This is a genomic window from Angustibacter speluncae (assembly GCF_054777815.1).
In genome coordinates, this window is sequence record NZ_BAAHAF010000006.1 from 1 (window position 1) to 25,959 (window position 25,959).

The following is a 25,959-nucleotide window of genomic DNA, read 5'->3' on the forward strand; positions in this document are numbered from 1 at the left end:
CGCACGGCGACGCGCCCGGCGCCTCGGCGCTGGCGCGGCGGCTCGGTGCGCAGCGGGTGCGCGAGCTGCGGCAGATGCGGCGCCCCCTGACGCCCGACGACGCTGCCGCGTCCGACCCCGCGCCGGGTGTGCGGCTGCGGCCGTTCGTCGTCGGGCAGGACGAGCAGGCGTGGCTGGAGGTGAACGCGGCCTCGTTCGCGCACCACCCCGAGCAGGGCCGCACCACCCTCGACGACCTGCGCGAGCGCGAGGCCGAGCCGTGGTTCGACCCGGCCGGCTTCCTGCTCGCCGAGGACGAGGCCGACGGCCGCCTGCTCGGCTTCCACTGGACGAAGGTGCACCCGGCGACGGCCGACGGGCCGGCGGCGGGCGAGGTGTACGTGCTCGGCGTCGACCCCTCCGCGCAGGGACGCCGGCTCGGCGCGACCCTGCTGCAGGCGGGCCTGGCCCACCTGGCCTCGACCCGCGACCCGCGGGGCGAGCCGCTCCGCACGGTGCTGCTCTACGTCGAGGCCGACAACGCGCCCGCCGAGCGGCTCTACGAGCGGCAGGGCTTCGAGGTCGCCCACGTCGACGTCCGCTACCGGCTCGCGACCACCTGACGACCACCTGGCGACCACCTGGCGGGACGTCCGCGAGGGCTCGTTCTCGCCCCTCGTGAAGCGTTCACCTTCCGGTGCCACACTGACCCCATGACCACCCAGGCGAGGGCAGGAGCACCGCGCGCGTCCACGCCCCCGCGGGTCCCCCTCGCGCCCGAGCCCGACGCCGACGAGCGCGAGGAGCTGCCGGTCGACCGGTTCCTCGACCGCGAGCTGAGCTGGCTGGCCTTCAACGAGCGGGTGCTCGAGCTGGCCGAGGACGCCTCGCTGCCGCTGCTCGAGCGGGTCCGGTTCACCGCGATCTTCGCCAGCAACCTCGACGAGTTCTTCATGGTCCGCGTGGCCGGCCTGAAGCGCCGCATCGCGACCGGCCTGGCCGTCACCGCCGCGTCCGGCCTCGAGCCGCGCGAGGTGCTCGACGCGATCGCCGCGCGCGCCAAGGCGCTGATGGAGCGGCACGCCGAGCTGTTCGCCACGGTGCTGCGGCCGGCGCTGGCCGACGAGCAGATCCACCTGGTCACCTGGGACTCGCTGTCCGCGACCGAGCGCGAGCGCCTGCACGAGATCTTCGCCGAGCGCGTCTTCCCCGTGCTCACGCCGCTGGCGGTCGACCCGGCCCACCCGTTCCCCTACATCTCCGGCCTGTCGCTCAACCTCGCCATCGTGGTGCGCAACCCCAGCACCGACACCGAGCACTTCGCCCGGGTCAAGGTGCCGCCCCTGCTGCCGCGGTTCGTCGAGGTCGAGCCCGACCCCGTCGACCCCGAGGTCGCCGCGAGCGGCACCCACCACGTGCGCACCACCCGGTTCCTCGGCCTCGAGGACCTCATCGCGGTGCACCTCGACCAGCTGTTCCCGGGTATGGAGGTCGTCGAGCACAAGACCTTCCGGGTGACGCGCAACGAGGACGTCGAGGTCGAGGAGGACGACGCCGAGAACCTGCTGCAGGCGCTCGAGAAGGAGCTGCTGCGCCGCCGGTTCGGCCCGCCCGTGCGGCTCGAGCTGTCCGAGGACGTCGGCGACCGCGTCCGCGACCTGCTCGTGCGCGAGCTGGGCGTCACCGACTCCGAGGTCTACACCCTCCCCGAGCCGCTCGACCTGCGCGGCCTCAACGCGGTGGCCGACGTCGACCGGCACGACCTGCACTACCCGAAGTTCGTCCCGAAGACGCACCCGCACCTCACCGACGGGCGCGAGAGCTCCAAGCCGAGCAACATCTTCGCCGCGATCCGCAAGGGCGACGTGCTGCTGCACCACCCGTACGACTCGTTCTCGACGTCGGTGCAGGCGTTCCTCGAGCAGGCCGCCGCCGACAAGCGGGTGCTGGCGATCAAGCAGACGCTGTACCGCACCTCGGGCGACTCCCCGATCGTCGACGCCCTCATCGACGCCGCCGACGCCGGCAAGCAGGTGCTGGCCCTGGTCGAGATCAAGGCCCGCTTCGACGAGCAGGCGAACATCTCCTGGGCCCGCAAGCTCGAGCAGGCGGGCGTCCACGTCGTGTACGGCATCGTCGGGCTGAAGACCCACGCGAAGCTGTCGCTGGTCGTGCGCCAGGAGTCCGACGGCATCCGGCGCTACTGCCACGTCGGCACCGGCAACTACAACCCGAAGACGGCGCGGCTGTACGAGGACCTCGGGCTGCTCACCTGCGACGCCGAGGTCGGCGAGGACCTCACCCGGCTGTTCAACCAGCTCTCCGGCTACGCCCCGAAGACGGCCTACCGCCGGCTGCTGGTGGCCCCCCGGTCGCTGCGGCGCGGGCTCGTGCGGCGCATCGAGGAGGAGGTCGCCCACCACGAGGCCGGACGCCCGGCGCGGGTGCGGATCAAGGTGAACTCGATGGTCGACGAGGAGGTCATCGACGCCCTGTACCGCGCCTCGACCGCCGGCGTCCCCGTCGACGTCGTCGTCCGCGGCATCTGCTCGCTGCGGCCCGGCGTGCCGGGGCTGTCGGAGAACATCCGGGTGCGCTCGGTGCTCGGCCGCTTCCTCGAGCACTCGCGGGTGTTCGCGTTCGCGGGCGGGGGCGACCCCGTCACCTACATCGGCAGCGCCGACATGATGCACCGCAACCTCGACCGCCGGGTCGAGGCGCTGGTGCGGCTGACCGACCCCGGCCACCTCGCCGAGCTCGACCACCTGCTCGACCTGACGATGGACGAGGGCACGGCCGCCTGGCGGCTCGGCCCCGACGGCCGCTGGTCCGGCCACCAGGTCGACCCCGACGGCGTCCCGCTGCGCGACCTGCAGGCCGCCCTCATCGAGGAGCGCTCGACCCGACGCGTCGCGCGGCGACGCTGACGTGGCGGGGGGACGACGGCCGCCGGTCGTGGCGGCCGGAGCCGTGGTCTGGCGCGAGAAGGGCGGGCGCCTGCAGGTGCTGCTCGTGCACCGGCCCCGGTACGGCGACTGGTCCTGGCCCAAGGGCAAGCAGGAGGGCGAGGAGTCGGTGCCGGCGACCGCCGTGCGCGAGGTGCTCGAGGAGACGGGCCTGCGGATCACCCTCGGCCGCCCGCTCCCCAGCGCGCACTACACCGTGGGCGAGGGCACCCCGAAGTCCGTGCGCTACTGGGCCGCGGCCGCCCCGGGCGGCGACCTGCCGGACCCGCCGAACCCCGACGAGGTCGACGAGTGCCGGTGGGTCGAGGTGCCGCAGGCCGACAGGATGCTGACCCGCCGGGCCGACCGCACCCAGCTGCTGGCGCTGGTCGAGGCCTACGAGGAGGGCGGCCTGCGCACCTTCCCCCTGCTGGTGCTGCGGCACGGCCACGCGCGCCCGAAGAGCTCGTGGGCGCACGCCGACGCCGAGCGCCCGCTGGTGCAGGCCGGGCGGCACCAGGCCCTGGCCGTGGTCGACACCCTCGCCGCCTACGGCCCGGCGCGGGTCGTGTCGAGCCCGTGGACGCGGTGCACCCAGACCGTCGAGCCGTTCCTGGCCGCCCACGGGGGCGTGTTCCGCACCAAGCTGCGCACCAAGAAGGTGCTGAGCGAGGACGGCCACCGGCGCGACCGGCACGGCACCGCCTCGCTGCTCGCCAAGCTGCTCGGCAAGCGGCGCGCGGTGGTCGTCTGCACCCACCGCCCGGTGCTCGGCACCGTCCTCGGCTCGCTCGCCGGCAACGCCGAGGTCGGCCGCGCCGGCGACCTGCCCGCCAAGGACCCGTTCCTGGCCCCCGGGGAGCTCCTGGTCGCGCACGTCTCGCACCGCTCCGGCCGGGTCGTCGCCGTCGAGCGGCACGCGTCCCGCGTGGTCTGACCCGCCCGTCCGGTTCGTCCGGGTCGTCCTCGGCGCCCTACCACCCGCGCCGTGACCGCGTCGAGATCCGTGCTCCGCGGGTGCCCACCGTTCCCGGCCCGTTCACCGGCGGTTCACCGTGCGCGGTCCTGCAGTCCACCTGCTCTCCCTAGCGTCGACGACGTCAAGCCCCAGCGGGCCCGGCGCACGAGCGCGGGCCCCTCCTCAGTGAGAGGTACTCCCACGTGAAGCGCTCCATCCTGGGCCGTGCGGCCCTCCCCGCCGCCGTCGTCCTCGCCTTCGGCCTGGCGGCCTGCGCCCCGGCCAACGAGGGCGGCTCCTCCGGCGAGTCGAGCGGCGACGGCGCCGGTGCCGGCACCGAGGTCTCGGGCGACCTCAACGGCGCGGGCGCGAGCTCGCAGGGTGCCGCCATGGAGGCGTGGATCGCCGCCTTCGGCGACGCCAACCCCGACGCGAACGTCGCGTACGACCCGGTCGGCTCGGGCGGTGGCCGCGAGCAGTTCGCCGCCGGCGCCGTGCAGTTCGCCGGCTCGGACGCCTACCTCGAGGACGACGAGCTCACCGCGGCGCAGGAGCAGTGCGGCGGCGAGGTCATCGAGATGCCGAACTACGTCTCCCCCATCGCCGTCATCTTCAACCTCGAGGGCGTCGACGAGCTGAACCTGTCGGCCGAGGTCCTGGCCGGCATCTTCACCGGCGCCATCACCTCGTGGGACGCCCCGGAGATCGCCGCCGAGAACCCCGACGCCACCCTCCCGGCGACCCCGATCGTCCCCGTGCACCGCTCGGACGACTCCGGCACCACCGACAACTTCACCGACTACCTGCACCAGGCCGCGCCCGAGGTGTGGACCGAGGAGCCCGACGGCGTGTGGCCGCTGCAGAGCGGCGAGGGCGCCAACCAGAGCTCGGGCATGGTCGACGCCGTGACCGCCGGCGACGGCTACATCGGCTACGTCGACCTGTCCCGCGCGGGCGACCTCGGCGTGGTGAACGTCAAGGTCGGCGAGGAGTACGTCGCGCCGTCGCCGGAGGCCGCCGCCGCCGTCGTCGACGCGTCCGAGCCGGTGGCCGACCGCGGCGAGTTCGACTACGCGATCGACCTGGCCCGCGACACCGCCGAGAGCGGCGTCTACCCGATCGTGCTGGTGTCGTACCACCTCGCCTGCACCCAGTACGAGAGCCAGGAGCAGGCCGACCTGGTGAAGGCGTTCCTGTCCTACGTCGTGAGCGAGGAGGGGCAGTCCGCCGCCGCCGAGGCCGCCGGTGCCGCCCCGATCTCGGCCGACGCGCGCACCAAGGCCGAGGCCGCCATCGAGGCGATCACCGCCGCGGGCTGACGCACCACGGTGGGCGCCCGGCCCGGTCCGGCCGGGCGCCCGCCACCCCGCCCCCCGAGGGCACCCAGCGCAGCCCCAGCAGCACCCGGAAGGAACCCACCGGCCGTGAGCCACGACGTCATCGAGAAGCGACCACCCCGCGAGGGGACGCCGGTCCGCCGCACCGGCGACCTGGTGTTCTCGGGCACCGCGCTCGGCGCGGGCGTGCTGATCCTGCTCGTGCTGGCCGGCGTCGCCGCCTTCCTGGTCGGCGAGGCGCTGCCGGCGCTGACCGCGCCGGCCGAGGAGGTCGAGGGCGGGAAGGGCCTGGTCGCCTACGTCGGGCCGCTGATCTTCGGGACGCTGCTGTCGGCGGCGATCGCCCTGCTCATCGCGACGCCGCTGTCGATCGGCATCGCGCTGTTCATCTCGCACTACGCGCCGCGCCGGCTGGCGTCGGCGCTCGGCTACCTGGTCGACCTGCTCGCCGCGGTGCCCTCGATCATTTTCGGCCTGTGGGGCATCGCCGTGCTGGCGCCCCGGGTCGCGGAGGTCAGCGCGTGGCTCGAGCGCACGCTCGGCTTCCTGCCGTTCTTCGCCGGCCCCGCCGCGAGCAGCGGCCGGACGATGCTGACCGTGGGTGTCGTGCTGGCCGTGATGATCCTGCCGATCATCACCGCCGTGACCCGCGAGGTCTTCCTGCAGACCCCGCGGCTGCAGGAGGAGGCGGCCCTGGCGCTCGGCGCCACCCGCTGGGAGATGATCCGGATGACGGTGCTGCCGTTCGGCCGCTCCGGCATCGTCAGCGCCTCGATGCTGGGCCTCGGTCGGGCGCTCGGCGAGACGATGGCCGTCGCGATCATCCTGTCGGTCTCCCCCGGCCTGGTGTCGTTCAACCTCATCACCGGGCAGAACCCCTCGACGATCGCGGCGAACATCGCGCTGTCGTTCCCCGAGGCCAGCGGCCTCGACGTCAACGTCCTGATCGCCTCGGGCCTGGCGCTGTTCGTCATCACCCTCGGCGTCAACATGCTCGCCCGGTACATCGTGAGCCGCCGGGCCGCCTTCTCCGGAGCCGACGCGTGACCACCCTGACCAAGGCCCCCGACCAGCTGCCGCCCACGAGCGCCGCGGCCGTCCTCACCGACCACCGCACGCTGCCCCGGTGGGTGCCGCCGGCGCTCGTCGCGACCGCGCTGGCGGTCGGCGCCGTCGTCGGCTGGGTCGTGGTGGGCAACGTCGCGGCCGCCGCGGCGATCGCCTTCGTCGTGTACCTGGTGGGCATCCACGTCGCCTCGCGCACCGTGGAGGGCCGGCGCAAGGCGGTCGACCGCACGGTCACCGGCGTGGTGGCCACGGCGTTCCTGCTCGCGCTCGCCCCGCTGGTCTCGGTCGCGTACACGGTCGTCCGGCTCGGCATCTCGCGGATGGACGCCGAGTTCTTCACCTACTCGATGCGCGGCGTCGTCGGCGAGGGCGGTGGTGCGTACCACGCGATCATCGGCACCCTCGTCGTCACGCTGCTCGCCACCGCCATCTCGGTGCCGATCGGCCTGTTCACCTCGATCTACCTGATCGAGTACGGCCGCGGACGCCTGGCCAAGGCGATCACGTTCTTCGTCGACGTGATGACCGGCATCCCCTCGATCGTCGCCGGCCTGTTCGCCTACGCGCTGTTCGAGCTGCTGCTCGGCCCCGGCACCCGCAGCGGCCTGTCGGGCGCGGTGGCGCTGTCGGTGCTGATGATCCCCGTGGTCGTGCGGTCGGCCGAGGAGATGCTCAAGCTGGTGCCGAACGAGCTGCGCGAGGCCGCGTTCGCCCTCGGCGTCCCGAAGTGGCGCACCATCGTCAAGGTCGTCATCCCCACCGCGCTGGCCGGCATCGCGACCGGCGTCACGCTCGCGATCGCCCGCGTCATCGGCGAGACCGCCCCGCTGCTCATCACCCTCGGCACCACGACCAGCCTGAACGTGAACCCGTTCGTCGAGGGCCGGATGGCGAGCCTGCCGGTGTTCTCCTACTACCAGTACACCCAGCCGGGGGTGGACAGGGACGCCTACCTCGACCGGGCCTGGGCAGCGGCCCTCACGCTCATCCTGATCGTCATGCTGCTGAACGTGGTCGCGCGGCTGGTCTCGCGCGTCTTCTCCCCCAAGACCGGCCGCTGACACGGCCCCGAACTCCGCGACACGCACCGAGAGACGAAGGAACCCACTGTGGCCAAGCGCATCGAGGTCTCGGACCTGGACATCTACTACGGCTCGTTCAAGGCCGTGGAGCAGGTCAACATGACCATCGAGCCCCGGAAGGTGACCGCGCTGATCGGCCCGTCGGGCTGCGGCAAGTCGACCTTCCTGCGCTCGCTCAACCGCATGCACGAGGTCATCCCCGGCACCAGGGTCGAGGGCAAGGTCGTCATGGACGGCCAGAACCTCTACGGCCCGGGCGTCGACCCGGTGCTCGTCCGCACCCAGGTCGGCATGGTGTTCCAGCGCCCGAACCCGTTCCCGACGATGTCGATCTACGACAACGTCGTCGCCGGCAAGCGCCTGAACGCCAAGCGCACCAGCAAGAAGGCGATGGACGAGCTGGTCGAGAAGTCGCTCGTGGGCGCCAACCTCTGGAACGAGGTCAAGGACCGGCTCGACAAGCCCGGCATGGGCCTGTCCGGCGGTCAGCAGCAGCGCCTGTGCATCGCCCGCGCGATCGCCGTGCAGCCCCAGGTGCTCCTCATGGACGAGCCGTGCTCGGCGCTCGACCCGATCTCGACGCTCGCGATCGAGGACCTGATCAACGAGCTCAAGGAGCAGTACACGATCGTCATCGTCACCCACAACATGCAGCAGGCCGCGCGGGTGAGCGACTACACCGGCTTCTTCAACATCGAGGGCACCGGCAAGCCCGGCCGCCTGATCGAGATGGACGACACCTCGACGATGTTCTCGACCCCGAGCAACAAGGCCACGGAGGACTACGTCTCGGGTCGGTTCGGCTGAGTCGACACCCTCGTCCGCCGCGGGCCGTGGTCCTTCCGGGGGCCGCGGCCCGTCGTGCGTCTCGGCGCGGCCGGTGCGAGGGTGGAGAGGTGAAGAACCTGCTGATCGGCCTGCTCGTCCTGTGGCTCGTGCTCGCCCTGCTGGGCGTGGTGATCAAGGGCCTGCTGTGGCTCCTCGCGGTCGCGGCGGTGCTGTTCGTCGCCACCGCCGTGTGGGGCTGGCTCAAGGTCGGCCGCGGCAGCAGCGGCACCGTCGACCGGGTCTGACCGGTCCGGTTCCGGGGTCGGGCCGGTCGGTCAGCCCAGGAGCAGGTGGGCGATCCCGTAGAACAGGGCCGCCGACAGCCCTGCCATCGGGATCGTCAGCACCCAGGCGGTGAGGATCTCGCGCACCACGCCCCACCGCACCGCCGAGGCGCGCTTGGTGGCGCCGACGCCCATCACCGCCGAGGTGATGGTGTGCGTGGTCGAGATCGGCGCCTGGAACGCGAACGCCGTCGTGTAGAGCACCGAGGCCGCGACCGTCTCGGACGCGAAGCCGCGGGGCGGGTCGAGCTCGATGATGCGCCGGCCGAGGGTGCGCATGATCCGCCAGCCGCCCGCGTAGGTGCCGGCGCTGATCGCGAGCGCGGCCGCGAGCTTCACCCACAGCGGGATGTCGGTGCCCTCGTGGTACCCGCCCGCCACCAGCGCCAGGACGATGACGCCCATCGTCTTCTGCGCGTCCTGCAGGCCGTGGCCGAGCGCCATCGCGGCGGCCGAGACGGTCTGCGCCATCTTGAACCGGCGGTTCGTGCGACCGGGCACCGAGTGCCGGAACGCCCACAGGATGCCGACCATCAGCAGGTACGCCAGGCCGAAACCGACCAGCGGCGAGGCGATCATCGGGATGACCACCTTGGTGAGGATGACGTCCCAGTGCACGGTCGTGGCGGCCGCGATGCCCGCTCCGGCGAGCCCGCCGATCAGCGCGTGCGACGACGACGACGGCAGCCCGCGCCACCAGGTGATGAGGTTCCAGGCGATGGCGCCCAGCAGGCCGGACATCACGATGACCAGGCCCTGGTGGCCGCCGCCGGGGTCGATGATCCCGGACCCGATCGTCTTGGCGACGCCCTCGCCGAGCAGCGCGCCGATCAGGTTGAAGACCGCCGCCATCGCGAGCGCGACCCGCGGCGTCAGCGCGCGCGTCGACACCGAGGTGGCGATGGCGTTGGCCGCGTCGTGGAAGCCGTTGGTGTAGTCGAACGTCAGGGCGATCGCGATCACCAGGACGACGAGGGCGAGCTCCACCGGCTCAGGACTCCTTGACCGCGATCGTCTCGACCGTGTGGGCGACCTTCTCGAAGGCGTCGGCCGCGGACTCGAGCTCGCCGACGATCTCGCGCAGCTTGATCAGCCGGATCGCGTCCTCGGTGTTCTCGAACATCTCGCTGAGCAGCTTGCGGTACGTGCGGTCGGCCTGGTTCTCGAGCCGGTTGATCTCGACCCAGTAGTCGGCGAGGTCCTTGAGCGCGCGCAGCCGCGGCATGGCGTCGGCCGTGACCTCGGCCTGGCGCTGCAGCACGGCCACCTGGTCGGCGATGCCGGCGGGCAGCTCGCCGACCTTGTACAGGACGATCAGGTCGGCCGCGGCCTCCATGTCGTCCATGCAGTCGTCGAGGCCGCTGGCGAGCGCGTAGATGTCCTGGCGGTCGAACGGGGTGATGAACGAGGAGTTCAGCCGCCGCATGATCGCGTGGGTGGCCTCGTCGGCCCGGTGCTCGGCGTCGCGCAGGTCCTGGGCGATGCGCTCGCGCCCCTCCTGGTCCTCGCCGAGCAGCTCGGCCAGCATCGAGGCGCCCTCGACCAGGGTCGCCGCCTGCGCGGCGAACAGGTCGAAGAAGCTGGTGTCCTGGGGAGTCAGGCGCAGGCGCACGGGGTCTCTCCGGGTGTGGGGGTGGGCGAGACCCGCAGGGTGCTGCGAGCCCACGACAGGCTAGAGCAGGATCGGGCCGCCACGGCAACCCGGGCGTCACCTGTCGTCCACCCGGGCGTCACCCGGCCGGGCGCCCCGGGTCCGTCAGTCCGCGGGCGCGTCCTTGGCGCCGCCGTCGGCGGCGCCGTCCACACCCAGCGCGGAGTCGATCTCGTGCGGGGTCAGCGCCGTCTCCTGCGCGCTGGCTGCGACCACCAGGTCCCCGTACAGCTCGATCTCGTCCGCGAGGTCGTCGTCCGAAAAGGACGCCGGTCGCTCCATCACGCGCTCCTCCACGGTGCCGCTCGGCTCCAGCCACCCACTGGTCCCGCGGCCCTGCTCGACCCTACGCCGCGTGCTCACGGCCCGGGTGCCGAATGGACCAACTGGTGGGTGCGGACGTGGCGCCGGCGCCGGTCGGCGTGGTCGGCGCGCCCGGGTCGTCCGAGTCGTCCGGGTCCGTCGGGTCGGTGGGGTCGGCGTCGTCCGCGGGCTCCGGCGGCGCGGTGGGCTCCTGCTCCGGCGGCGCCTCCTCGAGCTCGTCGGTGACCAGCGTCCGGTCGATCTGCACCGACGACAGGCCGAGCCCGCCGACGGTGACGTCGTCCCACCCGACCAGGCGACCGGCGTCCTCGCCGGACTTGGCGAAGTACAGCAGCGAGGCCTCGAGCGGCACCGGCTCGCCGCGCTCGATGCTGTCGAGCGCGCCCTGGGTGATGCCCGCCCCGCCGGTCGAACCCTGCACCATCACCCGGGTGCCCGACTCGTCGAGCCGCACGGTCCGCGAGTGGTAGTGCCCGGACAGGATCAGCGGGACGGTGCCGAGCAGCGGGTCGAGCCGGCTCGGGTCGTGGATCAGGGCGACGTCGACGTCGTCGCCCGTGCGGTTCGTCGCCCGCACCACCGACGCCAGCTCCGCCGCCTGCTCGCCGGCGGTCTCGCGCGCCGCGTCGATGTCGAGCTCGCCCGAGCTCGGGCTGAACCGGCCGTCGGCGATGCCGGCGAAGGTGAGCCCGTCGACCGTCACCGCCTCGCCGTCGAGCACGTACGCGCCCTGCTCGGCGACCGCGGCGGCGGTGAGCACCGAGTCGTGGTTGCCCCGCACGAACACGTACGGGACGCCGAGCCGCCCGATCCGGCTCAGGGTGCCCGACTCGACGGCGGTGCCCCAGGTCGTGACGTCGCCGGTGTCGACGACGACGTCGACGCCGAACTGTTCGATCAGCTGGTCGGCCAGGTCGTAGCCCTGCGGGCCGAGGTGGATGTCGCTGACGTGCAGGACGGTCGTCACCTCGTCGTCGTCGATGACCGGCAGCTCGTCGGCCGCCGTGTACAGCGTGGTGACGCTGCGCACCATGTCGGCGACGCCGCTGCGGTACGACTCCAGCCGCGCGACCACCGAGCGCCCCTCGCCGGCGAGGTACGGGGCGCGCGAGAGCAGGCCGGTGAACCGCGGCTCGTCGAGCGAGGCGGGGTCGAAGGTGATGCCCGCGAGCAGGCCGCACGCCACCAGCGGCACGAGCGTCACCCCGACCGCCTGCGCCGCGCGCCGGCGGGAGCGGTAGACCAGCCCGGCCGCCAGCCCCGACCCGACGAGCGCGCACCCCACCGCCCACCCGAGCGCCTGCAGGACGCCGGAGCGCACCTCGCCCGGCGCGGTCGCGGCCAGGTCGGACAGCGCGGTCGAGGAGTCGAGCAGGTCCTCGGCGGCGGCGACGTCGACCGACTCGACCGAGGCCCTGACCCCGAGCGGCCCGCGGTGGCTGTCGAAGCCGACCTGGCCCACCGGCGGCAGGTCGATCTGGGCGGGGTGGTCGGCCAGCACGCTGGCCTGCAGCCGGACGCCGAGGGGCCCCACCTGCACGGTCGCCGACGGCGCCAGCGCCCACCCGACGGCCGCCCCGAGGAGGGCCACGGCGGCCAGCAGCGCGACGGTGCGGGCGCGGACGACGCCGGGCCGGCGCCACAGCGGGGGCCGGGCGGGAGGCTCGGGGGCGGGCTCGGGGGAGGGGGTGGCCTCGTCCGGGGGTGGCGTGGTCACGCGCGGACCCCCGGGAACGCGTCGGCGCCCGGGACGGGGAAGGGGGGAGTCCTCGTCTCGGGCGCCGACAGGAACGACCGCGAGGTCGTTGCCTGCTCAATCATGCCACCAGATCGTGTCGACGACGCAAGCCCCCCGGCGGGTCGCCCGCGATCCACCCGGACGGGCGCGTGCACGACGGCGACGTCGCGGGGCGGCGCGGTGGGCGGGGCGGGCACGCCCCGACCCTACGGGCGCACCGGCGGCGGCTCAGCCGGTGGCGACCGCGCAGGCCCGTGCCGCCGCGTCGTCCTCGTCGCGCAGCCGACGCCAGGCGAGCAGCCCGCAGACGGCGAAGCCGAGGGCGTTGGCGACGCCGTGGGTCGCGACCATCCAGGTCAGCGGCAGGTACGGGACGGCGTCCCGGACGTGCCCGGCCGCCCAGGACAGCGCGAGCAGCATCGTCGCGACCAGCACGAGCGCGCTGGTGCCGAGCAGCGCGCGGGTGAGCCGGTCGCGGGTGCGCGTGCGCACCCGGGTCCAGGTCAGCCAGGCCACCGCCCACATGCCCGCCGTCAGCACCGCGGCGCCGGCGAGCTCCACGCCGTCGCCCAGGAAGTACCCGAGCAGGACGAGCAGCGTCCCGGCGGGCACGGTCAGCGCGGCGGCCGACGCCACCGGCGACCCCGCCGCGTGCGCGACGAGCCCGGCGACGAGCGCCGCGGCGAACCCGGCGAAGTGGAAGTGGGCGACCGTCAGGGCGAGCACCACCGGCTCGAAGCCGAGCAGGTCGACGCCGGCGCGCTCGGCCACGAGCGAGACGCCGGCGACGGCCGGCGTGACCAGCGCGGTGAGCACGGCGACCTCGGCGGGTGCGAGCGAGCGGGTGCGCCACAGCCGCACCGGGGCGGTGAGGGCCAGCGCGAGCGTCGCGCCGGCGTAGAGCAGCGCCAGCCCGGCCGCCAGGCCGCCGCGCGGCAGCAGCATCGACAGCGCGCCCACCGCGCCCGCGACCGGCCACACCCGCGCCCACGCTGCGACGAGCGGGTCCTCGCGCCCGCCGAGCAGGCGCAGCCCGAGCGGGACCACGACGACCATCCCGACCGCGCAGAGCACCCCGATCAACCACGTCACGGCCGCGAAACTACCGTCCGTGACGGCGCCCGCCCGCCTCGCCCGGGGGCGTCCGGAAAGACCGATCCGCGGGGGTTCACACGCCGTCCCGCTGTGCTAGCGTCTTCCCTGGTTGCAGTTGCAGTTTGTGGCACGTTGTAGAACGCCCGCGGAGTGTGATGCCGCGGGCGTTTTCCGTGTCCGAGCCAGATGGCCCGGATGTGGACGGCGACGGGGTGCAGCAGCCCGGGGCCAGCGAGGTGCTGACCCCGAACACCGCCCGACACAAGGAGAATGGCCAGCATGGCTCAGGGCACTGTCAAGTGGTTCAACGCTGAGAAGGGCTACGGGTTCATCGCCCAGGACGGCGGCGGCGCCGACGTCTTCGTCCACTTCTCGGCCATCCAGTCCGACGGCTACCGCAGCCTGGACGAGAACCAGCGCGTCGAGTTCGAGATCTCCCAGGGCCCGAAGGGCCCGCAGGCGGAGAGCGTCCGCCCGGTCTGACGCGCACCGGGCCTCGAAGCCCGAGCGACACCGAGGGCCCCCACCGACACGGTGGGGGCCCTCGTGCGTGCGCCCGTTAGTGTGCGGGCATGAACCGCAAGGAGCTCGTGTCCACCATCTCCCAGTCCTCGGGCCTGAGCGCCGCGTCGGTCGACACGGTGCTGGCCGAGCTCGACCGCGTGCTGCTCGAGGCCGTCGGCCGCGGCGAGAAGGTGCAGCTGCCCGGCCTGCTCACGGTCGAGCGGGTCGAGCGCGCCGCGCGCACCGGCCGCAACCCCCGCACCGGCGAGGAGATCGACATCCCGGCCGGCCACGGCGTCAAGGTGACCGCCGGCAGCAGGCTCAAGGAGGCCGCCGGGCGGTGAGCGGGCCGGCGTCGGACCCGGGCGAGCGCGCGCTGGGGGTGCTGCGCGCGCACGGCCAGCGCCTGACCCGGCCGCGCCGCGAGGGCGTCGCCGCGCTGGCGGGGCTCGACGGGCACCCGAGCGCCGAGGACGTCGGCGCCGAGGTCGCCCGGCTCGACCCGGGCGTGCACCGGGCCACCGTGTACCGCACGCTCGACACCCTCGCCGACCTCGGCGTGGTGTCGCACGTGCACTCGCACGGCACGACCGCCTACCACCTGGCCGACCCCGGCGCCGACGACCACCTGCACGCGCGCTGCCGCAGCTGCGACCGGGTCGTCGACCTGCCGGGCGACCTGCTGGACGACGCGGTCGAGCGGGTGCGCGACACGACCGGGTTCCGCGTGGAGCCCGCGCACGTGGCGCTGTCGGGGACCTGCGCGAGCTGCTCGACGGACTGAGGGCCGGGCCTGCCGGGGAGCCCGGTCAGGCCGGGCGCGCGGCCGACCGGCGGTCGCCGGAGGCGAGGTCGGCCAGGGTGCGCTCGTCGACGCCGAGCCTGCGCAGCGACGCCTCGAGGGCGCGGCGCCCGCGCTCGGAGCGCACCACGGGACGCACCACCAGGCTGCTGCGCACCGGCTGCTCGCGGTTCATGGCGTCCTCCTCGCGTCCTCGCCCATGCTACCCGTTCCGTGCGGTCACGAGCAGGCTCGTCGCGGCCGAGTCGAGCAGCGCGAGCACGTCGTCGGCCGACAGCCGGTCGAGCGACCCGGCCGGGCCGTCGAGCGCCACGCACCCGACCACGCGGGTCTCCGACCCGCTCGCGTCGAGCATCGGGGTGGCCACCACGACGTCGTACTTCTCCCGCACGTCGAGGAACTCGGGCCAGCTCAGACCCAGCCGGATCTCGGGCGGCACCACACCGGTCTCCCACTCCTCGCGGGTGCACGGCCAGATCGCGGTGTGGTCGGCGCGCACGTCGACGGCGACCACCTGCCCCTGCTCGACGCACGCCCCGATCACGCCCTTGCCCGGCCGCCAGGTGACCCCCGACGCCGTGGGGCGTCGTCGCGCCCGCACCCGGTGCACGCGGTGCAGGCGCCGGGTCCACGGCGCGAGCGGCGGGCGCCGCACCACGTAGGCCGCCAGGCCGAGGTCGCGGTAGTCGAGACCGGTGGCGTCGACGACCGCCCAGGCCGCGCCGTCGAGCACGACCGCAGCCGCCTCGCGGCGCGCGCCGACCCGGCGCGCCCGCCACTGGGAGACCGCCTGGGCGGTGGTCGAGGCCGCCGCCAGCACCGCCACCACGACGATCGCGGTGACCAGCTCGGTGCGCGACAGGCGCACCACCCGCGCCGACGACAGCGCCAGCAGCGCGGAGGCTGCCGCCGCCACGACGGCGGCCGCGACCGACGCGGTGAGCCTCAGCACGGCACCCCCCTCAGCACCCGCCCAGCATGCCGGTGCCCCCCGACGCCGCGGTGGACGCGGCGCCGGAGGGCACGGGCACGGTGGCTGGTGCTGCTCAGTACTGGTTCTGCGCCAGGCGCTGCTGGATCGAGGCCTGGATGCGCTGCAGCCCGCCCGTCCCGACCAGGCCGAGCTGGCCCTCGATGGTCTGGATGATGTCGCGGTCGGACCGCATCGCCTCGCTCGACTGGATCAGGATCGTGCCCTGACCGGTGAAGTCGAACTGGCGCTCCTCGCCGGACGAGGCCCCGAACATCGCCATCGCGCCACCGAGGAAGCCCGCCATCCAGCCGGCGTCGTAGTGGTGGCTCGGGCTGGGGCAGTCGGCCCAGCCGAGCAGCGCCTCGGGGTCGACCCGCAGCGGCGGCTCGGCGAACATCACCGGCCCGGACGAGGACGCGAGGAAGCGTCCCGACCCGACCAGGGTGACGAACCCGGGGACGATCGACTGGTTCAGGGCCAGCCCGCTGTCGAACGCCAGCAGGTTGGACGCCTTGATCGTCAGGTTGCCGTTGTCGAGGTCGAAGGAGTTGATGTCGAACCCGCGGTCGCCGATGACGAGCTTGCCGTGGCCCTCGGCCACCACCCAGTCCTGGGCGTACAGCGGCGAGGAGAACTGGCTGGCGACCATGTGCATGATGTTCTGCGCGAGGCCGCGGGCGCGGATCGCGGTGAACTGCATCTGCCCGTAGAACGCGATCATCGCGCCCTTGGACATGAACCACGGCCGCCCCGGCGTCATCTCGATCGACCAGGCGTAGTTGTTCTCGGGGACGTTGTCGTTCTGCGGCAGCGACTGCGCCGTGTGCACCGTGGTGTTCACAGCTTCTCCTCCGAGGCCTGGACGTAGACGACGCCGTCGCCGTCGAGCTTGAGCTGGATCGCCTCGCCGGAGCCGCGGCCGACGGCCTCGCGCCAGCCGACGTTCGCGGACAGGTCGAGGCGGACGTTGCCGGTGTGGCCCACGTAGGCCTGCGGGTCGACGACGGTGCCGCCGCCGGGACGCACCATCAGCTCGATGGTGCCGCCGTGGCTGAGCAGCACCACGCTGCCCTGGCCGGACAGCTGCGTGGTCCACATGCCCTGGCCGGTGACCGCGCCGCGGATCATGCCGCGCAGGCCGCCGCCCCCGCCGCCCTGGGAGGCGAGCGAGACCACCGACGACTGCAGGTTGGCGCTGTGGGCGAGCAGGCTGCTGGCCTCGGCGACGAGCGTGCCGCCCTGCAGCTGCACGACGGTGACGTAGAGACCGCCGAGGCCGTAGTAGACCTCGCCCTGCCCCTGCGCCGACATCATGACCACGTTCTCGCCGGCCATGCCGCGGGTGGCGGCGCCCATCATGCCGCCCATGCCCCCGCCCTGCATGGCGCCCATGGCGCCCGCCATGCCGCCGGCGTTGGCGGGGACGAAGTTGACGTCGCCGTTGTAGAACAGCATCGCGCCCTTGCGGGCGAGCACCGGGCCGGCGCCCAGGTTGACCTTGACGACCTTGTTGTTGACCTTCTCGAACACCGTCTGCGTCCCCCTCAGCGCTCGGCCGGCTGGATGTAGACGACCCCGTGGCCGTCCCAGCGGAGGGAGAACGGCTCGCCGCTGCCCTCGCCGATGACGTTGGCCCAGGAGACGTCGGTGATGAACGACTGGTTGAGCTGGCCGTGCGCCGCGACGAAGGCGTCGGGGTCGACGACGAGCGGGTTCTGGTTGTCGACCTGCAGGCCGATCAGCGGCCCGCCGGCCGAGAGCAGCGCGACCTGGCCCTGGCCGGCCACCGTGGTGGTGAACAGGCCCTGGCCGGTGCTGACCCCGCGCACGCCGGTGAACCGGACGTCGGTGCGCAGGTTGCCCGCCAGGCAGAGCAGCTGCTGCGACTCGACCTGCAGCTGGTCGTTGTTCAGGTCGACGATCGTGATGTCCTGCGCGTCGAGCGCGAAGTACACGACGCCGTGACCGCCGCACTCCATCAGCGACAGCGACTCGCCGGTGGCGCGGCGCTTGAGGCCCGCCATGACGCCCTCGCCGCCGCCGAAGCTGGCCTTCTTGAACTGCACCTGGCCCTCGTACGCCACCATCGAACCGGCGATGGCCTTGACCATCGTGTTCTGCAGGTGGGCCTCGAGCACGCGGTGCCCGTTCATCCTCAGCTGTGCCATGGACCCCTCCCCGAGCGGCCTCCGGACCGGGCCGCTCCTCGGACGGGGGCGACGCTAGCAGAGCGAGGTGGCGCCCCGGTGGTCGTCGGCCACAGGTGCCCCGACGGTCACCGGGACGGGTTGCGGCGCAACGGGTCCTGCCGTCCCGCGCGAGCCGCCGGAGGTCACTGCGAGGGTGGTCCGAGGCCCTGCCAGGCCGGCTTGGCGGCCGCGACGTCGCGGTAGTAGTCGAGCAGCTCGAGCCGCGAGGCCGCGGCGGCGTCGAGCAGGACGGTGGCGTACCGGTGCGTCTGCAGCACCGACGCCGGGCAGCGGGCGGCCAGCGGGCCCTCGACCATCGCCGCGACGGCCTCGGCCTTGCGCTCGCCCGTGGCCAGCAGGAGCAGGTGCCGGGCCTCGAGGATCGTCCCGAGCCCCTGGGTGAGCACGTGGTGCGGCACCTCGTCCGGGGAGTCGAAGAACCGGGCGTTGTCGGCGCGGGTGCGCGGCGTCAGCGTCTTGATCCGGGTGCGGGACGCGAGCGAGGACCCCGGCTCGTTGAAGGCCAGGTGCCCGTCGGTGCCGATGCCGAGCAGCTGCAGGTCGATGCCGCCGGCGGCGGTGATGAGCGCCTCGTACTCGGCGCACGCGGCGGTGACGTCGACCCGCTCGGCCTGCGGACCGCGCACCGCGCCGTCGGCGACGTCGACGCGTGCGAGCAGCTCGGCCGCGATGACGCTGCGGTACGACTGCGGGTGCCCGGGCGGCAGCCCGACGTACTCGTCGAGCAGGAAGCCGCGCACCTCCCGCAGGGACAGCGCACCGGACGCGACGCGGGTCGCGAGCTCGTCGTAGAGGCCGAGCACGCTCGACCCGGTGGCCAGCCCGAGGACGGCCCGCGGCCGGCCCGTCACCAGCCGGGTGACGACGTCGGCCGCGGTGACCGCGACCGCGCGCTCGTCGGGCAGGACGATGACCTCCACCTCACTCACCCGCCCCGGCGAGGTGCAGGACGCGCGCACCCTCGGTCGCGGCGCGCTGGGCCGCGGCGGCGGCACCGACCGCGCCGACGTCGCGCACACCGGGGGGCACCAGCTGCACCCGCTCCGGCAGCCGCAGCGCGGCCAGCAGCTCGGACTGCGACGCCTCGTCGGCGAGGCGTCGCCGCACGGCGTCGACGAGCGGCTCCCCCAGGTCGGTGACCCCGCCGGCGAGCACGACGCGGGGCACGTCCCACGACAGCACGAGCAGGCGCACGGCCGAGGCGAGCCCGCCGACGAGCCGGCTGCGCAGCCCCTGGGCGCGGCGCGAGCCCTCCTGCGCCGCCGACCAGACCGCCTGCGCCGCAGACGTCCCCGCGGGGACGGGCCACTCGCGCAGCAGCGCCTGGCCGGACGCCACGACCTCGAGGCAGCCGCGCTGCCCGCACCGGCACATCGGGCCGCGCGGGTCCACCTGGAGGTGGCCGATCTCGCCGGCCGCGCCGGCGCCGCCGCGGTGCAGCTCGCCGTCGACGACCAGACCGGCGGCCAGGCCGGTGCCGACGCTCAGCAGCGCGAGGTCGCCGAGGTCGGGGTCGAGCGCGTGCAGCCCGAGCGCCGCCGCGTTCACGTCGTTCTCGACGGAGACGGGCCCGGGCACGACGCCGTCGAGCAGCTCGGCGAGGTCGAGCGGCTCGCGGCCGAGACCGAGGTTGACCGCCAGAGCGACGGCCGTGCCGCCCGGGGCGACCAGGCCGGGGACGCCGAGGCCGGTCGCGCGCACGTCGTCCGGCCGCAGGCCGGCGTCGGCGAGGGCGGCGCCGACGGCGTCGGCGACGCTGTCGCGCACGCCCGCCGCACCGGGGACGGTGTCGCGGCGGAACCGCCCGCGCACCTGCAGCTGGTCGTCGACCACGGTCGCGAGCACCTTCGAGCCGCCGACGTCGACGCCGACCACGTAGGCCGCGCTCACGCCGCACCTGCCCCGGCCAGCAGGTCCGCCAGCGCCTGCGACGACGCGGCGCCCGCACCCCAGGTGCGGACGACGACCGCCCCCTCGGGTACCAGCCGCTCGAGGTCGTCGGCGGGCCAACCCATCTCGGCGACCACGAGCGCGGAGGTCAGCGAGGCGAGCGTGGCCAGCCGGTCGAGCACCCAGGGGTGGCGGTGCGCGTCGCGCACCAGGGCGACCACCGGACGGCCGCGCCCGCCGTCGGGCAGGTCGCCGTCCGGTCCGAGGTCGTGGACGCACCCTGCCGCGAGGGCCCCGGAGGCGGACGCGCCCCAGGGCACGTGCCCGACGGCGAGGTTCGAACCGGCGTCGAGCCGGACCACGAGCGCGTCGGCCAGGCGCGGCAGCGTCCCGCTCACCTCGACCGCGCGCGCGGCGGCCTCGCGGGAGGCCGCGAGGTCTGCGTCCCCGGAGGCCGCGTCGCGCAGCGCAGCCACCCGCGCCAGCGCGACCTCGACCCGGTGCGCCGCGTGCTCGAGCCGGTCGGGTGCGAGCTCGCCCGCGCGGACGGCGTCGACGACGGCCGCGACCACCTGATCGGTCTCGTCGCCGGTGTGGGCGGGGCCGAGGCAGAGCAGGTCGGCGCCCGCCGCGAGCGCGAGGACCGCGGCGGCCGGGATGCCGCGACCGGCGCTGGCACCGGCCATGTCGAGCGCGTCGGTGACGAGCAGGCCGTCGAAGCCGAGGTCGTCGCGCAGCAGCCGCAGCACCGACGCGCTCAGCGTCGCCGGCAGGTGCGGGTCGACCGCGGGCAGCAGCACGTGCGACGTCATCACCGCCACGGTGCCGGCGGCGACCGCGGCGGCGAACGGCGGCAGGTCGCGGGCGTCGAGCACCTCGCGGGGCTCGTCGACGGTCGGCAGGCCCAGGTGGGAGTCGACGCTGGTGGCCCCGTGGCCCGGGAAGTGCTTCACGCACGCTCCGACACCGGCCTGCTGCAGCCCCCCGACCCAGGCGGTGGTGTGCCGGGCCACGAGCTGCGGGTCGGCGCCCAGGCTGCGCGCGCCGATCACCGGGTTCTCGGCGACGGAGTTCACGTCGACCACCGGCGCGAGGTCGAGGCCGACGCCGACGCCGCGCAGGTCGTGCCCGAGGTCGCGGGCGACGGCGCGGGTGAGGTCGAGGTCGTCGACGCGGCCGAGCACGGCCGCGCCCGCGTGCGGGCTGCCGTGGCGGTAGTGCAGCCGGGTGACGTCGCCACCCTCCTCGTCCAGCGTGACGAGCACGTCGGCGTCGACCTCGTGCAGCGCCGCCGCGAGATCGCCCACGCGCGAACGGACGTCGTCCGTGCCGGTGAGGTTCGCGCCGTAGAGGCACAGCGACCCGAGGCCGCGCTCGAGCTCGCGGCGGGTGCGGTCGGGCACGGTGGCCCCGTCGAAGGCGCCCATCAGCACCCGGTGGGCCAGCCGGCCCAGCGTCGCGTCCACCATCAGCCCTTCACGGCCCCGGAGACCAGGCCCGACGCCATCCGGCGCTGCACGAGCAGGAAGAAGACGATCACCGGGATGGTCATCAGGGTCGAGCCGGCCATGATCGCGCCCCAGTCGGTGCCGCTGTTCACCTGCTTGAACGAGCGGAGCCACACCGGCAGCGTCAGGTGGTCGGGGCGGTTCATCAGCACCAGCGCGATCACGAACTCGTTCCAGGCCTGGATCAGCGCGAACACGCCCGTGGCGACCAGCCCGGGTCCGATGAGCGGCAGCGTGATCGAGCGGAACGAGCGGAACCGGCTGCAGCCGTCGATCATCGCGGCCTCCTCGAGCTCGACCGGGATCCCTGCGACGAAGCCACGCAGCATCCAGATCGTGAACGGCAGCACGGTGGCCACGTACACGGCGGTCAGGCCGAGGACGGTGTTGGTGAGCTCGGCGCCGTCGAGCAGCTGGAACAGCGAGATCATCATCGCCTCGCCCGGGATCATCTGGACGACCAGGATCACCAGCAGGAAGCCGCGGCGGCCGAGGAAGCTGAAGCGCGTCACCGCCAGGGCGGCCATCAGCGCGATGACGAGCGCGCACGCGACGGTCAGGCCGGTCACGGTGAGCGAGGTCTGCAGCGCCTGCGTGAACGGGAACTGGCCGCCGCCCTCGAGGATGCGGCCATAGTTGTCGAACGACCCGTCCAGCGGCACGAAGGTCGGCTCGGTGCTGCGGATCACGCGGTTCGGCAGCAGCGAGGTGCTGACCATCCAGTAGACGGGGAACGCCGAGCAGACGACCACGACGAGGCCGGCGAGGGTCAGCAGGGCGCGCTGCACCAGCTGGCGGGGCGTGCGGCGACGGCGTGCGGGGACGCGGCGCGGCGTGCCTGCCGGGCCGCGCCGCTTCGACGCGGCGGCCGGTGGCGCGCCGTCCCGGGCGATCGTGGCGGTCACAGCGTCTCCTCCCGCAGCACGCGGTTCACGTGGACGAAGGACGCGCCGAGCATGATCACCACGAGGATGACCGCGATGGCGCTGCCGGTGTCGAAGTTCCCCTGCGCGACACCCACCTGGTAGATGTACACGCCGATCGTCGAGGTCTCGGACGCGATGCCGCCGTCGTCCTGGAGGGCGAAGATCTGCGTGAACACCCGCAGGTCCCAGATGATCTGGAGGATCAGCAGGATCATGATCACCGGCTTCAGGAGCGGCACCACGATGCGGCGGAAGCGTGCGGCCGGGCCGGCGCCGTCGAGCTGTGCGGCCTCGAGCACCTCGCCCGGCACCTGCGTCAGCCCTGCGTAGAGCGTGAAGGCCACGAACGGGATCGACTGCCACGTCACGACGATGGTGGCGACGGCGAAGAACGACAGCGGCTGGATCAGCCAGGAGTGGCCGATGAAGTCGCCGCCTGCCTCGGTCAGCACGTAGTTGACGACGCCGTAGTCGGAGTCGAACATCCAGCCCCAGATGACGACGGCGGTCAGCGCCGGCATCGCCCAGGCGAGCAGCAGGGCGATCGTCACCGAGAGCCGCATCAGCGTGCCGAGCCGGGTCAGCAGCAGCGCGATGAGCATGCCGAGCGTCATCGTCAGCGCGACGTTGACCGCGCAGAACGCGACGCTGCGCGCCAGCACCTGCCAGAACACCGGGTCGCCGAGCACCGCCGTGTAGTTGTCGAGCCCGACGAACTCCGGTGGCGCACCGAAGACCTGGGCGCGGCCGTACTCCTGCGTCGACATGACCAGCAGGCGCACCAGCGGCCAGCCGGTCAGCCCGACGAGGACCGCGACCGACGGGACGAGCAGCAGCAGGGGCAGGAACCCCGCACGGCGGCGCCGCGCGCCCCGACGGCCCGTCGCACCACCTGCCGGCACCCCGCCGGCCGGGCCCGTCGCCGCGGTCACCGCCTCCACCTGCGCGGCCATCTCCCACCTCCTGCTGCTGCTCGTGTCCTGCGGGCTGCCGGGGTACCGACCTGTCGGACGCCCTGCGGCACAGGGCCGTCGGGGTCCGACAGGTCGGCTCCCGTCAGCGGTTGAGGGCCGCCGTGATCTTCTCGTCGGCAGCGGCCGCGAGGCTCGCGACGTCACCGCCCTGGGCGATCTGGACGAACAGGTCCTCGAGGATCTTGTCCGACTCGACGTTGGCCCAGCCCGGCGCGGCCGGGGTCAGCTTGGTGTTGCTGGCGGCCGCCTCGGTGGCCGCCTTGGTCGGCCCGTCCGGCATCTGCGAGATCAGGCTCGTCTTGGCCGGCACCAGGTTGTTCTGCGCCATGATCGTCTGGTACTCGTCGCTCAGCATGATCTGCAGCGCCTCGTAGGCCAGGTCCGGCGCCTTCGACTTCGCCGCGACGGCGATGTTCGAGCCACCGAGGAAGATCGGCGCGGTCTCGCCGGCGGTCTCACCCGGCAGGGCGAAGACGCCCAGGTTCGCCTCGGCGTCGGGGCACCCGGTCTCGGCCGACAGGATGCTGCCCTCGACCCAGCCCGGCGCCGACAGCATGCCGATCTGGCCGGCGCAGTAGGGCACCTGCGGGTCGACCTCGTTGCCGTCCTTGGCGGCGCCCGACGCGTCGGTCATCACCTGCTGGACCATCTCGAGGCCCTCGATCGACTCCGGCGTCGACAGCGCGCCCTTCCAGGTGTCGCCGTCCTGCACCGCGAGGTCACCGCCCGCCCCCCAGATGTAGGGAAGCGCGTTGCGCCAGTCCTGCCCCGGGAAGTAGATGCCCGAGAACTGCCCGCCGCCGTTGGCGTCCCGCAGCGCCTTCCCGGCGGCGACGTACTCCTCCAGGGTCGTCGGCGGCTGGAGACCTGCGGCCTGCAGCAGGTCCTTGCGGTAGAACACGAGCCGCGAACCGGCGTAGTACGGCGCGGCGTAGAACGTGTCGTCGTAGGTGCCCGACTCGACGAAGCCCTCGAGCAGGTCGTCGCCGCCGAGCTCCTCCTTCTTGTCGGACAGGTCCATGAACGCGCCGACGGACGTGAACGCCACCGCCTGCGTGTTGCCCACCTCGACCACGTCAGGGCTGTCGCTGCCCGACAGCGACGTGGTCAGCTTGTCGACCAGGCCGTCCCACACCTGCTCCTCGATGACGAGGTCGGTGCCCTCGTGGGCGTCCTCGAAGGTCTGCTCGAGGTAGTCACGCGCCTCCTGCGGCGTGTCGGTGCCCACGAGCCACACCCGCAGCTGCTCGGGGGCGGCGGCGCCGCCCTCCGACGGGTCCTCGCCGGTGGCCTCGCCGCTGCCGCCGCACGCGGTCAGCGCGAGCGCCGATGCGACCGCCACGGCGGCCAGTCGAAACGTCTTCACGGTCTTCCTCCTACGACGCACCCACACCCGGAGCCCACTGCTCCGGGTCGTAGTCCTTGCAGCGCACCACTTCTCGACCCACATCGCGTTCTCGTCGTCGACACGTCGTTCACGACACCCCGAGCTGGCCCGACAGCACCAGACCGGCCGCACCCGCCAGCACGACGTCGTCGCCGTGCGTCGGCATCCGCAGCCGGACGTCCTCGCCCACCACGGGCATGCACCGCTCGCGCAGCACCTCGAGCGCGGTGCTCGACAGCGCGCCGTCGAGCAGGTCGGCCGGCCCGCTCAGCACGACCTCGCGCAGGTCGAGCGCGCTCAGCACCGGCGCGAGCGCCACGCCGAGGGCACGACCTGCGCGGGCCAGCACCTCGTCGGCGGCGGTCCGGCCGCGCGCGGCGAGCGCACCCTGCAGCGAGGGGACGGACAGCACGGTCTCGAGGCAGCCGCGGCGCCCGCACGCGCACGCGGCGCCGTCGGCGTCGACCACCAGGTGCCCGATCTCGCCCGCAGCCAGGTGCTGACCGGCGAGCAGCTGTCCGTCGAGCACCAGCCCCGCACCCAGGCCGCGTCCGACCCGCACCAGCATCAGCGCGTGGGAGGCGCTCTGCCCGAACGTGTACTCCCCCATCACCGCGGTGTTCGCGTCGTTCGCCACGTGCACGGGCAGGTCGAGCCGCTCGCCCAGCACGCTCGTCAGGGGCACCGCGTGCCACCCGAGGTTCGGGGCCTGCAGCACCACGCCGTCGTCGTCGACCAGACCGGGGCTGGCGACGCCGACCCCCAGCACCGGCCGGTGCGCCTCGGCCACCAGGCCGCGCACGAGCTCCTCGACCAGGGCGACGGCATCGGCCCCCGTGCGTCCGCGCAGGTCGAGCGAGGCGCGGACGCCGATCTCGCCGCCGAGGTCGGTGACCGCCCCGTGGAACCGGTCGGGCTCGGACAGGTCGACCGCCACCACCTGGCAGGCGTCGTGCCGCAGCCCGACGAGGGTGGCCGGCTTGCCGACGCGGGTGCCGGGACGGGCGCCGAGCTCGGTGACGAGGTCCTCGGCCAGCAGCTCGCCGACCAGGTCGCTGACGGTGACGCGGGTCAGGCCGGTGGCCCGGGACAGGTCGGCGCGCGAGGCGGGACCGCTGTCGAACAGCGTCTGCAGCACGAGCGAGCGGTTGTGCCGGCGGACGTCCTCGGGCAGCACCTTGGCCCCCGTCCGGGCCGGGCGCCGCACCGCGCGTCGTGTCGTCACGGGGGTTAGTACAGGGTCCTTACTTACTCCGTGTCAACCCCCGTCACCCGATCGTTTCGCTAGTTCAGTGACGGAAGTGCCACTGCAGTGGTGGAGGTCCACGTACTCCAGTGGCACCTTCGACACTGAACTGGGGAAACGCGCAGGGGCCGGACGAGGCGTCAGGGCAGGCGGGAGGCGAGGAGCTGGGCGAGGGTGGTGGACGGCGCGTCGGCGAGGTCGGCGACCTGGGTGCGGCAGGAGAAGCCGTCGGCGAGCAGGACGGTGCCGG

At 73.8% G+C, this 25,959-nt stretch carries 28 protein-coding genes; 11 read left to right on the plus strand and 17 right to left on the minus strand.

Going from position 1 to position 25,959, the window contains the following annotated elements; translation table 11 throughout:
- From mshD to ACYVKY_RS00610, 8 genes are all read left to right on the plus strand, one after another.
- The coding region (mshD, locus tag ACYVKY_RS00575) for a mycothiol synthase (RefSeq protein WP_460433042.1) at window positions 1-602 on the plus strand (602 nt) is incomplete at its 5' end.
- A gap of 90 nt (window positions 603-692) precedes the next feature.
- A complete protein-coding gene (locus ACYVKY_RS00580) occupies window positions 693-2,906 on the plus strand; it encodes a polyphosphate kinase (protein ID WP_460433043.1) in 2,214 nt (737 codons plus the stop codon).
- Window positions 2,907-2,934: 28 nt separating this feature from the next.
- Window positions 2,935-3,861, plus strand: coding sequence for an NUDIX hydrolase (locus ACYVKY_RS00585; protein ID WP_460433044.1), 927 nt, complete (start codon window positions 2,935-2,937; stop codon window positions 3,859-3,861).
- A 224-nt stretch (window positions 3,862-4,085) separates the two neighbouring features.
- The gene (pstS, locus tag ACYVKY_RS00590; RefSeq protein ID WP_460433045.1) at window positions 4,086-5,201 is read left to right on the plus strand and encodes a phosphate ABC transporter substrate-binding protein PstS; all 1,116 of its coding nucleotides are present in this window, start codon (window positions 4,086-4,088) and stop codon (window positions 5,199-5,201) included.
- A 105-nt stretch (window positions 5,202-5,306) separates the two neighbouring features.
- Window positions 5,307-6,266, plus strand: a complete 960-nt coding sequence (pstC, locus tag ACYVKY_RS00595; RefSeq protein ID WP_460433046.1) for a PstC family ABC transporter permease — start codon at window positions 5,307-5,309, stop codon at window positions 6,264-6,266.
- 5 nt (window positions 6,267-6,271) lie between these two features.
- On the plus strand, window positions 6,272-7,348 hold the full coding sequence (gene pstA / locus ACYVKY_RS00600) for a phosphate ABC transporter permease PstA (protein ID WP_460433069.1): 1,077 nt from the start codon (window positions 6,272-6,274) through the stop codon (window positions 7,346-7,348).
- A gap of 48 nt (window positions 7,349-7,396) precedes the next feature.
- A complete protein-coding gene (pstB, locus tag ACYVKY_RS00605; protein WP_460433047.1) occupies window positions 7,397-8,176 on the plus strand; it encodes a phosphate ABC transporter ATP-binding protein in 780 nt (259 codons plus the stop codon).
- An 89-nt stretch (window positions 8,177-8,265) separates the two neighbouring features.
- Window positions 8,266-8,442, plus strand: coding sequence for a hypothetical protein (locus ACYVKY_RS00610; protein ID WP_460433048.1), 177 nt, complete (start codon window positions 8,266-8,268; stop codon window positions 8,440-8,442).
- 30 nt (window positions 8,443-8,472) lie between these two features.
- Here the strand turns inward: ACYVKY_RS00610 and ACYVKY_RS00615 are convergent, their stop codons facing one another.
- The 5 genes from ACYVKY_RS00615 to ACYVKY_RS00635 all read right to left on the minus strand — a co-directional run bounded on the left by ACYVKY_RS00615 (window position 8,473) and on the right by ACYVKY_RS00635 (window position 13,286).
- Window positions 8,473-9,468, minus strand: coding sequence for an inorganic phosphate transporter (locus ACYVKY_RS00615; protein WP_460433049.1), 996 nt, complete (start codon window positions 9,466-9,468; stop codon window positions 8,473-8,475).
- A gap of 4 nt (window positions 9,469-9,472) precedes the next feature.
- The gene (locus ACYVKY_RS00620) at window positions 9,473-10,093 is read right to left on the minus strand and encodes a DUF47 domain-containing protein (RefSeq protein ID WP_460433050.1); all 621 of its coding nucleotides are present in this window, start codon (window positions 10,091-10,093) and stop codon (window positions 9,473-9,475) included.
- A 144-nt stretch (window positions 10,094-10,237) separates the two neighbouring features.
- Window positions 10,238-10,414 (minus strand): hypothetical protein, encoded by a 177-nt coding sequence (locus ACYVKY_RS00625; protein WP_460433051.1) that lies wholly within the window; start codon window positions 10,412-10,414, stop codon window positions 10,238-10,240.
- Between the two features lie 64 nt (window positions 10,415-10,478).
- Window positions 10,479-12,173, minus strand: coding sequence for a metallophosphoesterase family protein (locus tag ACYVKY_RS00630; protein WP_460433052.1), 1,695 nt, complete (start codon window positions 12,171-12,173; stop codon window positions 10,479-10,481).
- A gap of 249 nt (window positions 12,174-12,422) precedes the next feature.
- Window positions 12,423-13,286, minus strand: coding sequence for a YndJ family protein (locus ACYVKY_RS00635; RefSeq protein WP_460433053.1), 864 nt, complete (start codon window positions 13,284-13,286; stop codon window positions 12,423-12,425).
- 282 nt (window positions 13,287-13,568) lie between these two features.
- Here ACYVKY_RS00635 and ACYVKY_RS00640 point away from each other — a divergent pair, with 282 nt between their 5' ends.
- The 3 genes from ACYVKY_RS00640 (at window position 13,569) to ACYVKY_RS00650 (ending at window position 14,577) form a co-directional block, all read left to right on the plus strand.
- The gene (locus ACYVKY_RS00640) at window positions 13,569-13,772 is read left to right on the plus strand and encodes a cold-shock protein (RefSeq protein WP_460433054.1); all 204 of its coding nucleotides are present in this window, start codon (window positions 13,569-13,571) and stop codon (window positions 13,770-13,772) included.
- Between the two features lie 89 nt (window positions 13,773-13,861).
- The gene (locus ACYVKY_RS00645) at window positions 13,862-14,137 is read left to right on the plus strand and encodes an HU family DNA-binding protein (RefSeq protein WP_460433055.1); all 276 of its coding nucleotides are present in this window, start codon (window positions 13,862-13,864) and stop codon (window positions 14,135-14,137) included.
- Complete coding sequence (locus ACYVKY_RS00650) at window positions 14,134-14,577, plus strand: Fur family transcriptional regulator (RefSeq protein WP_460433056.1); 444 nt, start codon at window positions 14,134-14,136, stop codon at window positions 14,575-14,577. Before ACYVKY_RS00645 ends, ACYVKY_RS00650 begins: the two co-directional genes overlap by 4 nt.
- Before the next feature lie 25 nt (window positions 14,578-14,602).
- Here the strand turns inward: ACYVKY_RS00650 and ACYVKY_RS00655 are convergent, their stop codons facing one another.
- The 12 genes from ACYVKY_RS00655 to ACYVKY_RS00710 all read right to left on the minus strand — a co-directional run bounded on the left by ACYVKY_RS00655 (window position 14,603) and on the right by ACYVKY_RS00710 (window position 25,688).
- On the minus strand, window positions 14,603-14,770 hold the full coding sequence (locus ACYVKY_RS00655; RefSeq protein WP_460433057.1) for a hypothetical protein: 168 nt from the start codon (window positions 14,768-14,770) through the stop codon (window positions 14,603-14,605).
- Window positions 14,771-14,797: 27 nt separating this feature from the next.
- Window positions 14,798-15,547: a hypothetical protein gene (locus ACYVKY_RS00660; RefSeq protein WP_460433058.1), complete on the minus strand. Its 750-nt coding sequence runs from the start codon at window positions 15,545-15,547 to the stop codon at window positions 14,798-14,800.
- Between the two features lie 94 nt (window positions 15,548-15,641).
- On the minus strand, window positions 15,642-16,409 hold the full coding sequence (locus tag ACYVKY_RS00665) for an AIM24 family protein (protein WP_460433059.1): 768 nt from the start codon (window positions 16,407-16,409) through the stop codon (window positions 15,642-15,644).
- On the minus strand, window positions 16,406-17,098 hold the full coding sequence (locus tag ACYVKY_RS00670; protein WP_460433060.1) for an AIM24 family protein: 693 nt from the start codon (window positions 17,096-17,098) through the stop codon (window positions 16,406-16,408). Before ACYVKY_RS00670 ends, ACYVKY_RS00665 begins: the two co-directional genes overlap by 4 nt.
- Before the next feature lie 14 nt (window positions 17,099-17,112).
- Complete coding sequence (locus ACYVKY_RS00675) at window positions 17,113-17,736, minus strand: AIM24 family protein (protein ID WP_460433061.1); 624 nt, start codon at window positions 17,734-17,736, stop codon at window positions 17,113-17,115.
- A 164-nt stretch (window positions 17,737-17,900) separates the two neighbouring features.
- Window positions 17,901-18,698, minus strand: a complete 798-nt coding sequence (nagB, locus tag ACYVKY_RS00680; RefSeq protein ID WP_460433062.1) for a glucosamine-6-phosphate deaminase — start codon at window positions 18,696-18,698, stop codon at window positions 17,901-17,903.
- A 1-nt stretch (window position 18,699) separates the two neighbouring features.
- On the minus strand, window positions 18,700-19,668 hold the full coding sequence (locus tag ACYVKY_RS00685; RefSeq protein ID WP_460433063.1) for an ROK family protein: 969 nt from the start codon (window positions 19,666-19,668) through the stop codon (window positions 18,700-18,702).
- Window positions 19,665-21,134 (minus strand): glycoside hydrolase family 3 N-terminal domain-containing protein, encoded by a 1,470-nt coding sequence (locus ACYVKY_RS00690; protein WP_460433064.1) that lies wholly within the window; start codon window positions 21,132-21,134, stop codon window positions 19,665-19,667. Before ACYVKY_RS00690 ends, ACYVKY_RS00685 begins: the two co-directional genes overlap by 4 nt.
- Window positions 21,135-21,136: 2 nt before the next feature.
- Window positions 21,137-22,081 (minus strand): carbohydrate ABC transporter permease, encoded by a 945-nt coding sequence (locus tag ACYVKY_RS00695; RefSeq protein WP_460433065.1) that lies wholly within the window; start codon window positions 22,079-22,081, stop codon window positions 21,137-21,139.
- Entirely contained in the window at window positions 22,078-23,055 is a 978-nt protein-coding gene (locus ACYVKY_RS00700) for a carbohydrate ABC transporter permease (RefSeq protein ID WP_460433066.1), read from the minus strand. Before ACYVKY_RS00700 ends, ACYVKY_RS00695 begins: the two co-directional genes overlap by 4 nt.
- A 103-nt stretch (window positions 23,056-23,158) precedes the next feature.
- Entirely contained in the window at window positions 23,159-24,442 is a 1,284-nt protein-coding gene (locus tag ACYVKY_RS00705) for a type 2 periplasmic-binding domain-containing protein (protein ID WP_460433067.1), read from the minus strand.
- A gap of 109 nt (window positions 24,443-24,551) precedes the next feature.
- Window positions 24,552-25,688, minus strand: a complete 1,137-nt coding sequence (locus ACYVKY_RS00710; RefSeq protein WP_460433068.1) for an ROK family transcriptional regulator — start codon at window positions 25,686-25,688, stop codon at window positions 24,552-24,554.
- Window positions 25,689-25,959 lie beyond the last annotated feature (271 nt).

Excerpts from the sequence above, each read along its gene's own strand:
- ACYVKY_RS00580 (WP_460433043.1), top strand. The coding sequence starts at position 693 with ATGACCACCCAGGCGAGGGCAGGAGCACCGCGCGCGTCCACGCCCCCG.
- ACYVKY_RS00625 (WP_460433051.1), bottom strand. The coding sequence starts at position 10,414 with ATGGAGCGACCGGCGTCCTTTTCGGACGACGACCTCGCGGACGAGATC.
- ACYVKY_RS00640 (WP_460433054.1), top strand. The coding sequence starts at position 13,569 with ATGGCTCAGGGCACTGTCAAGTGGTTCAACGCTGAGAAGGGCTACGGG.
- ACYVKY_RS00645 (WP_460433055.1), top strand. The coding sequence starts at position 13,862 with ATGAACCGCAAGGAGCTCGTGTCCACCATCTCCCAGTCCTCGGGCCTG.
- ACYVKY_RS00655 (WP_460433057.1), bottom strand. The coding sequence starts at position 14,770 with ATGAACCGCGAGCAGCCGGTGCGCAGCAGCCTGGTGGTGCGTCCCGTG.
- ACYVKY_RS00675 (WP_460433061.1), bottom strand. The coding sequence starts at position 17,736 with ATGGCACAGCTGAGGATGAACGGGCACCGCGTGCTCGAGGCCCACCTG.
- ACYVKY_RS00700 (WP_460433066.1), bottom strand. The coding sequence starts at position 23,055 with ATGGCCGCGCAGGTGGAGGCGGTGACCGCGGCGACGGGCCCGGCCGGC.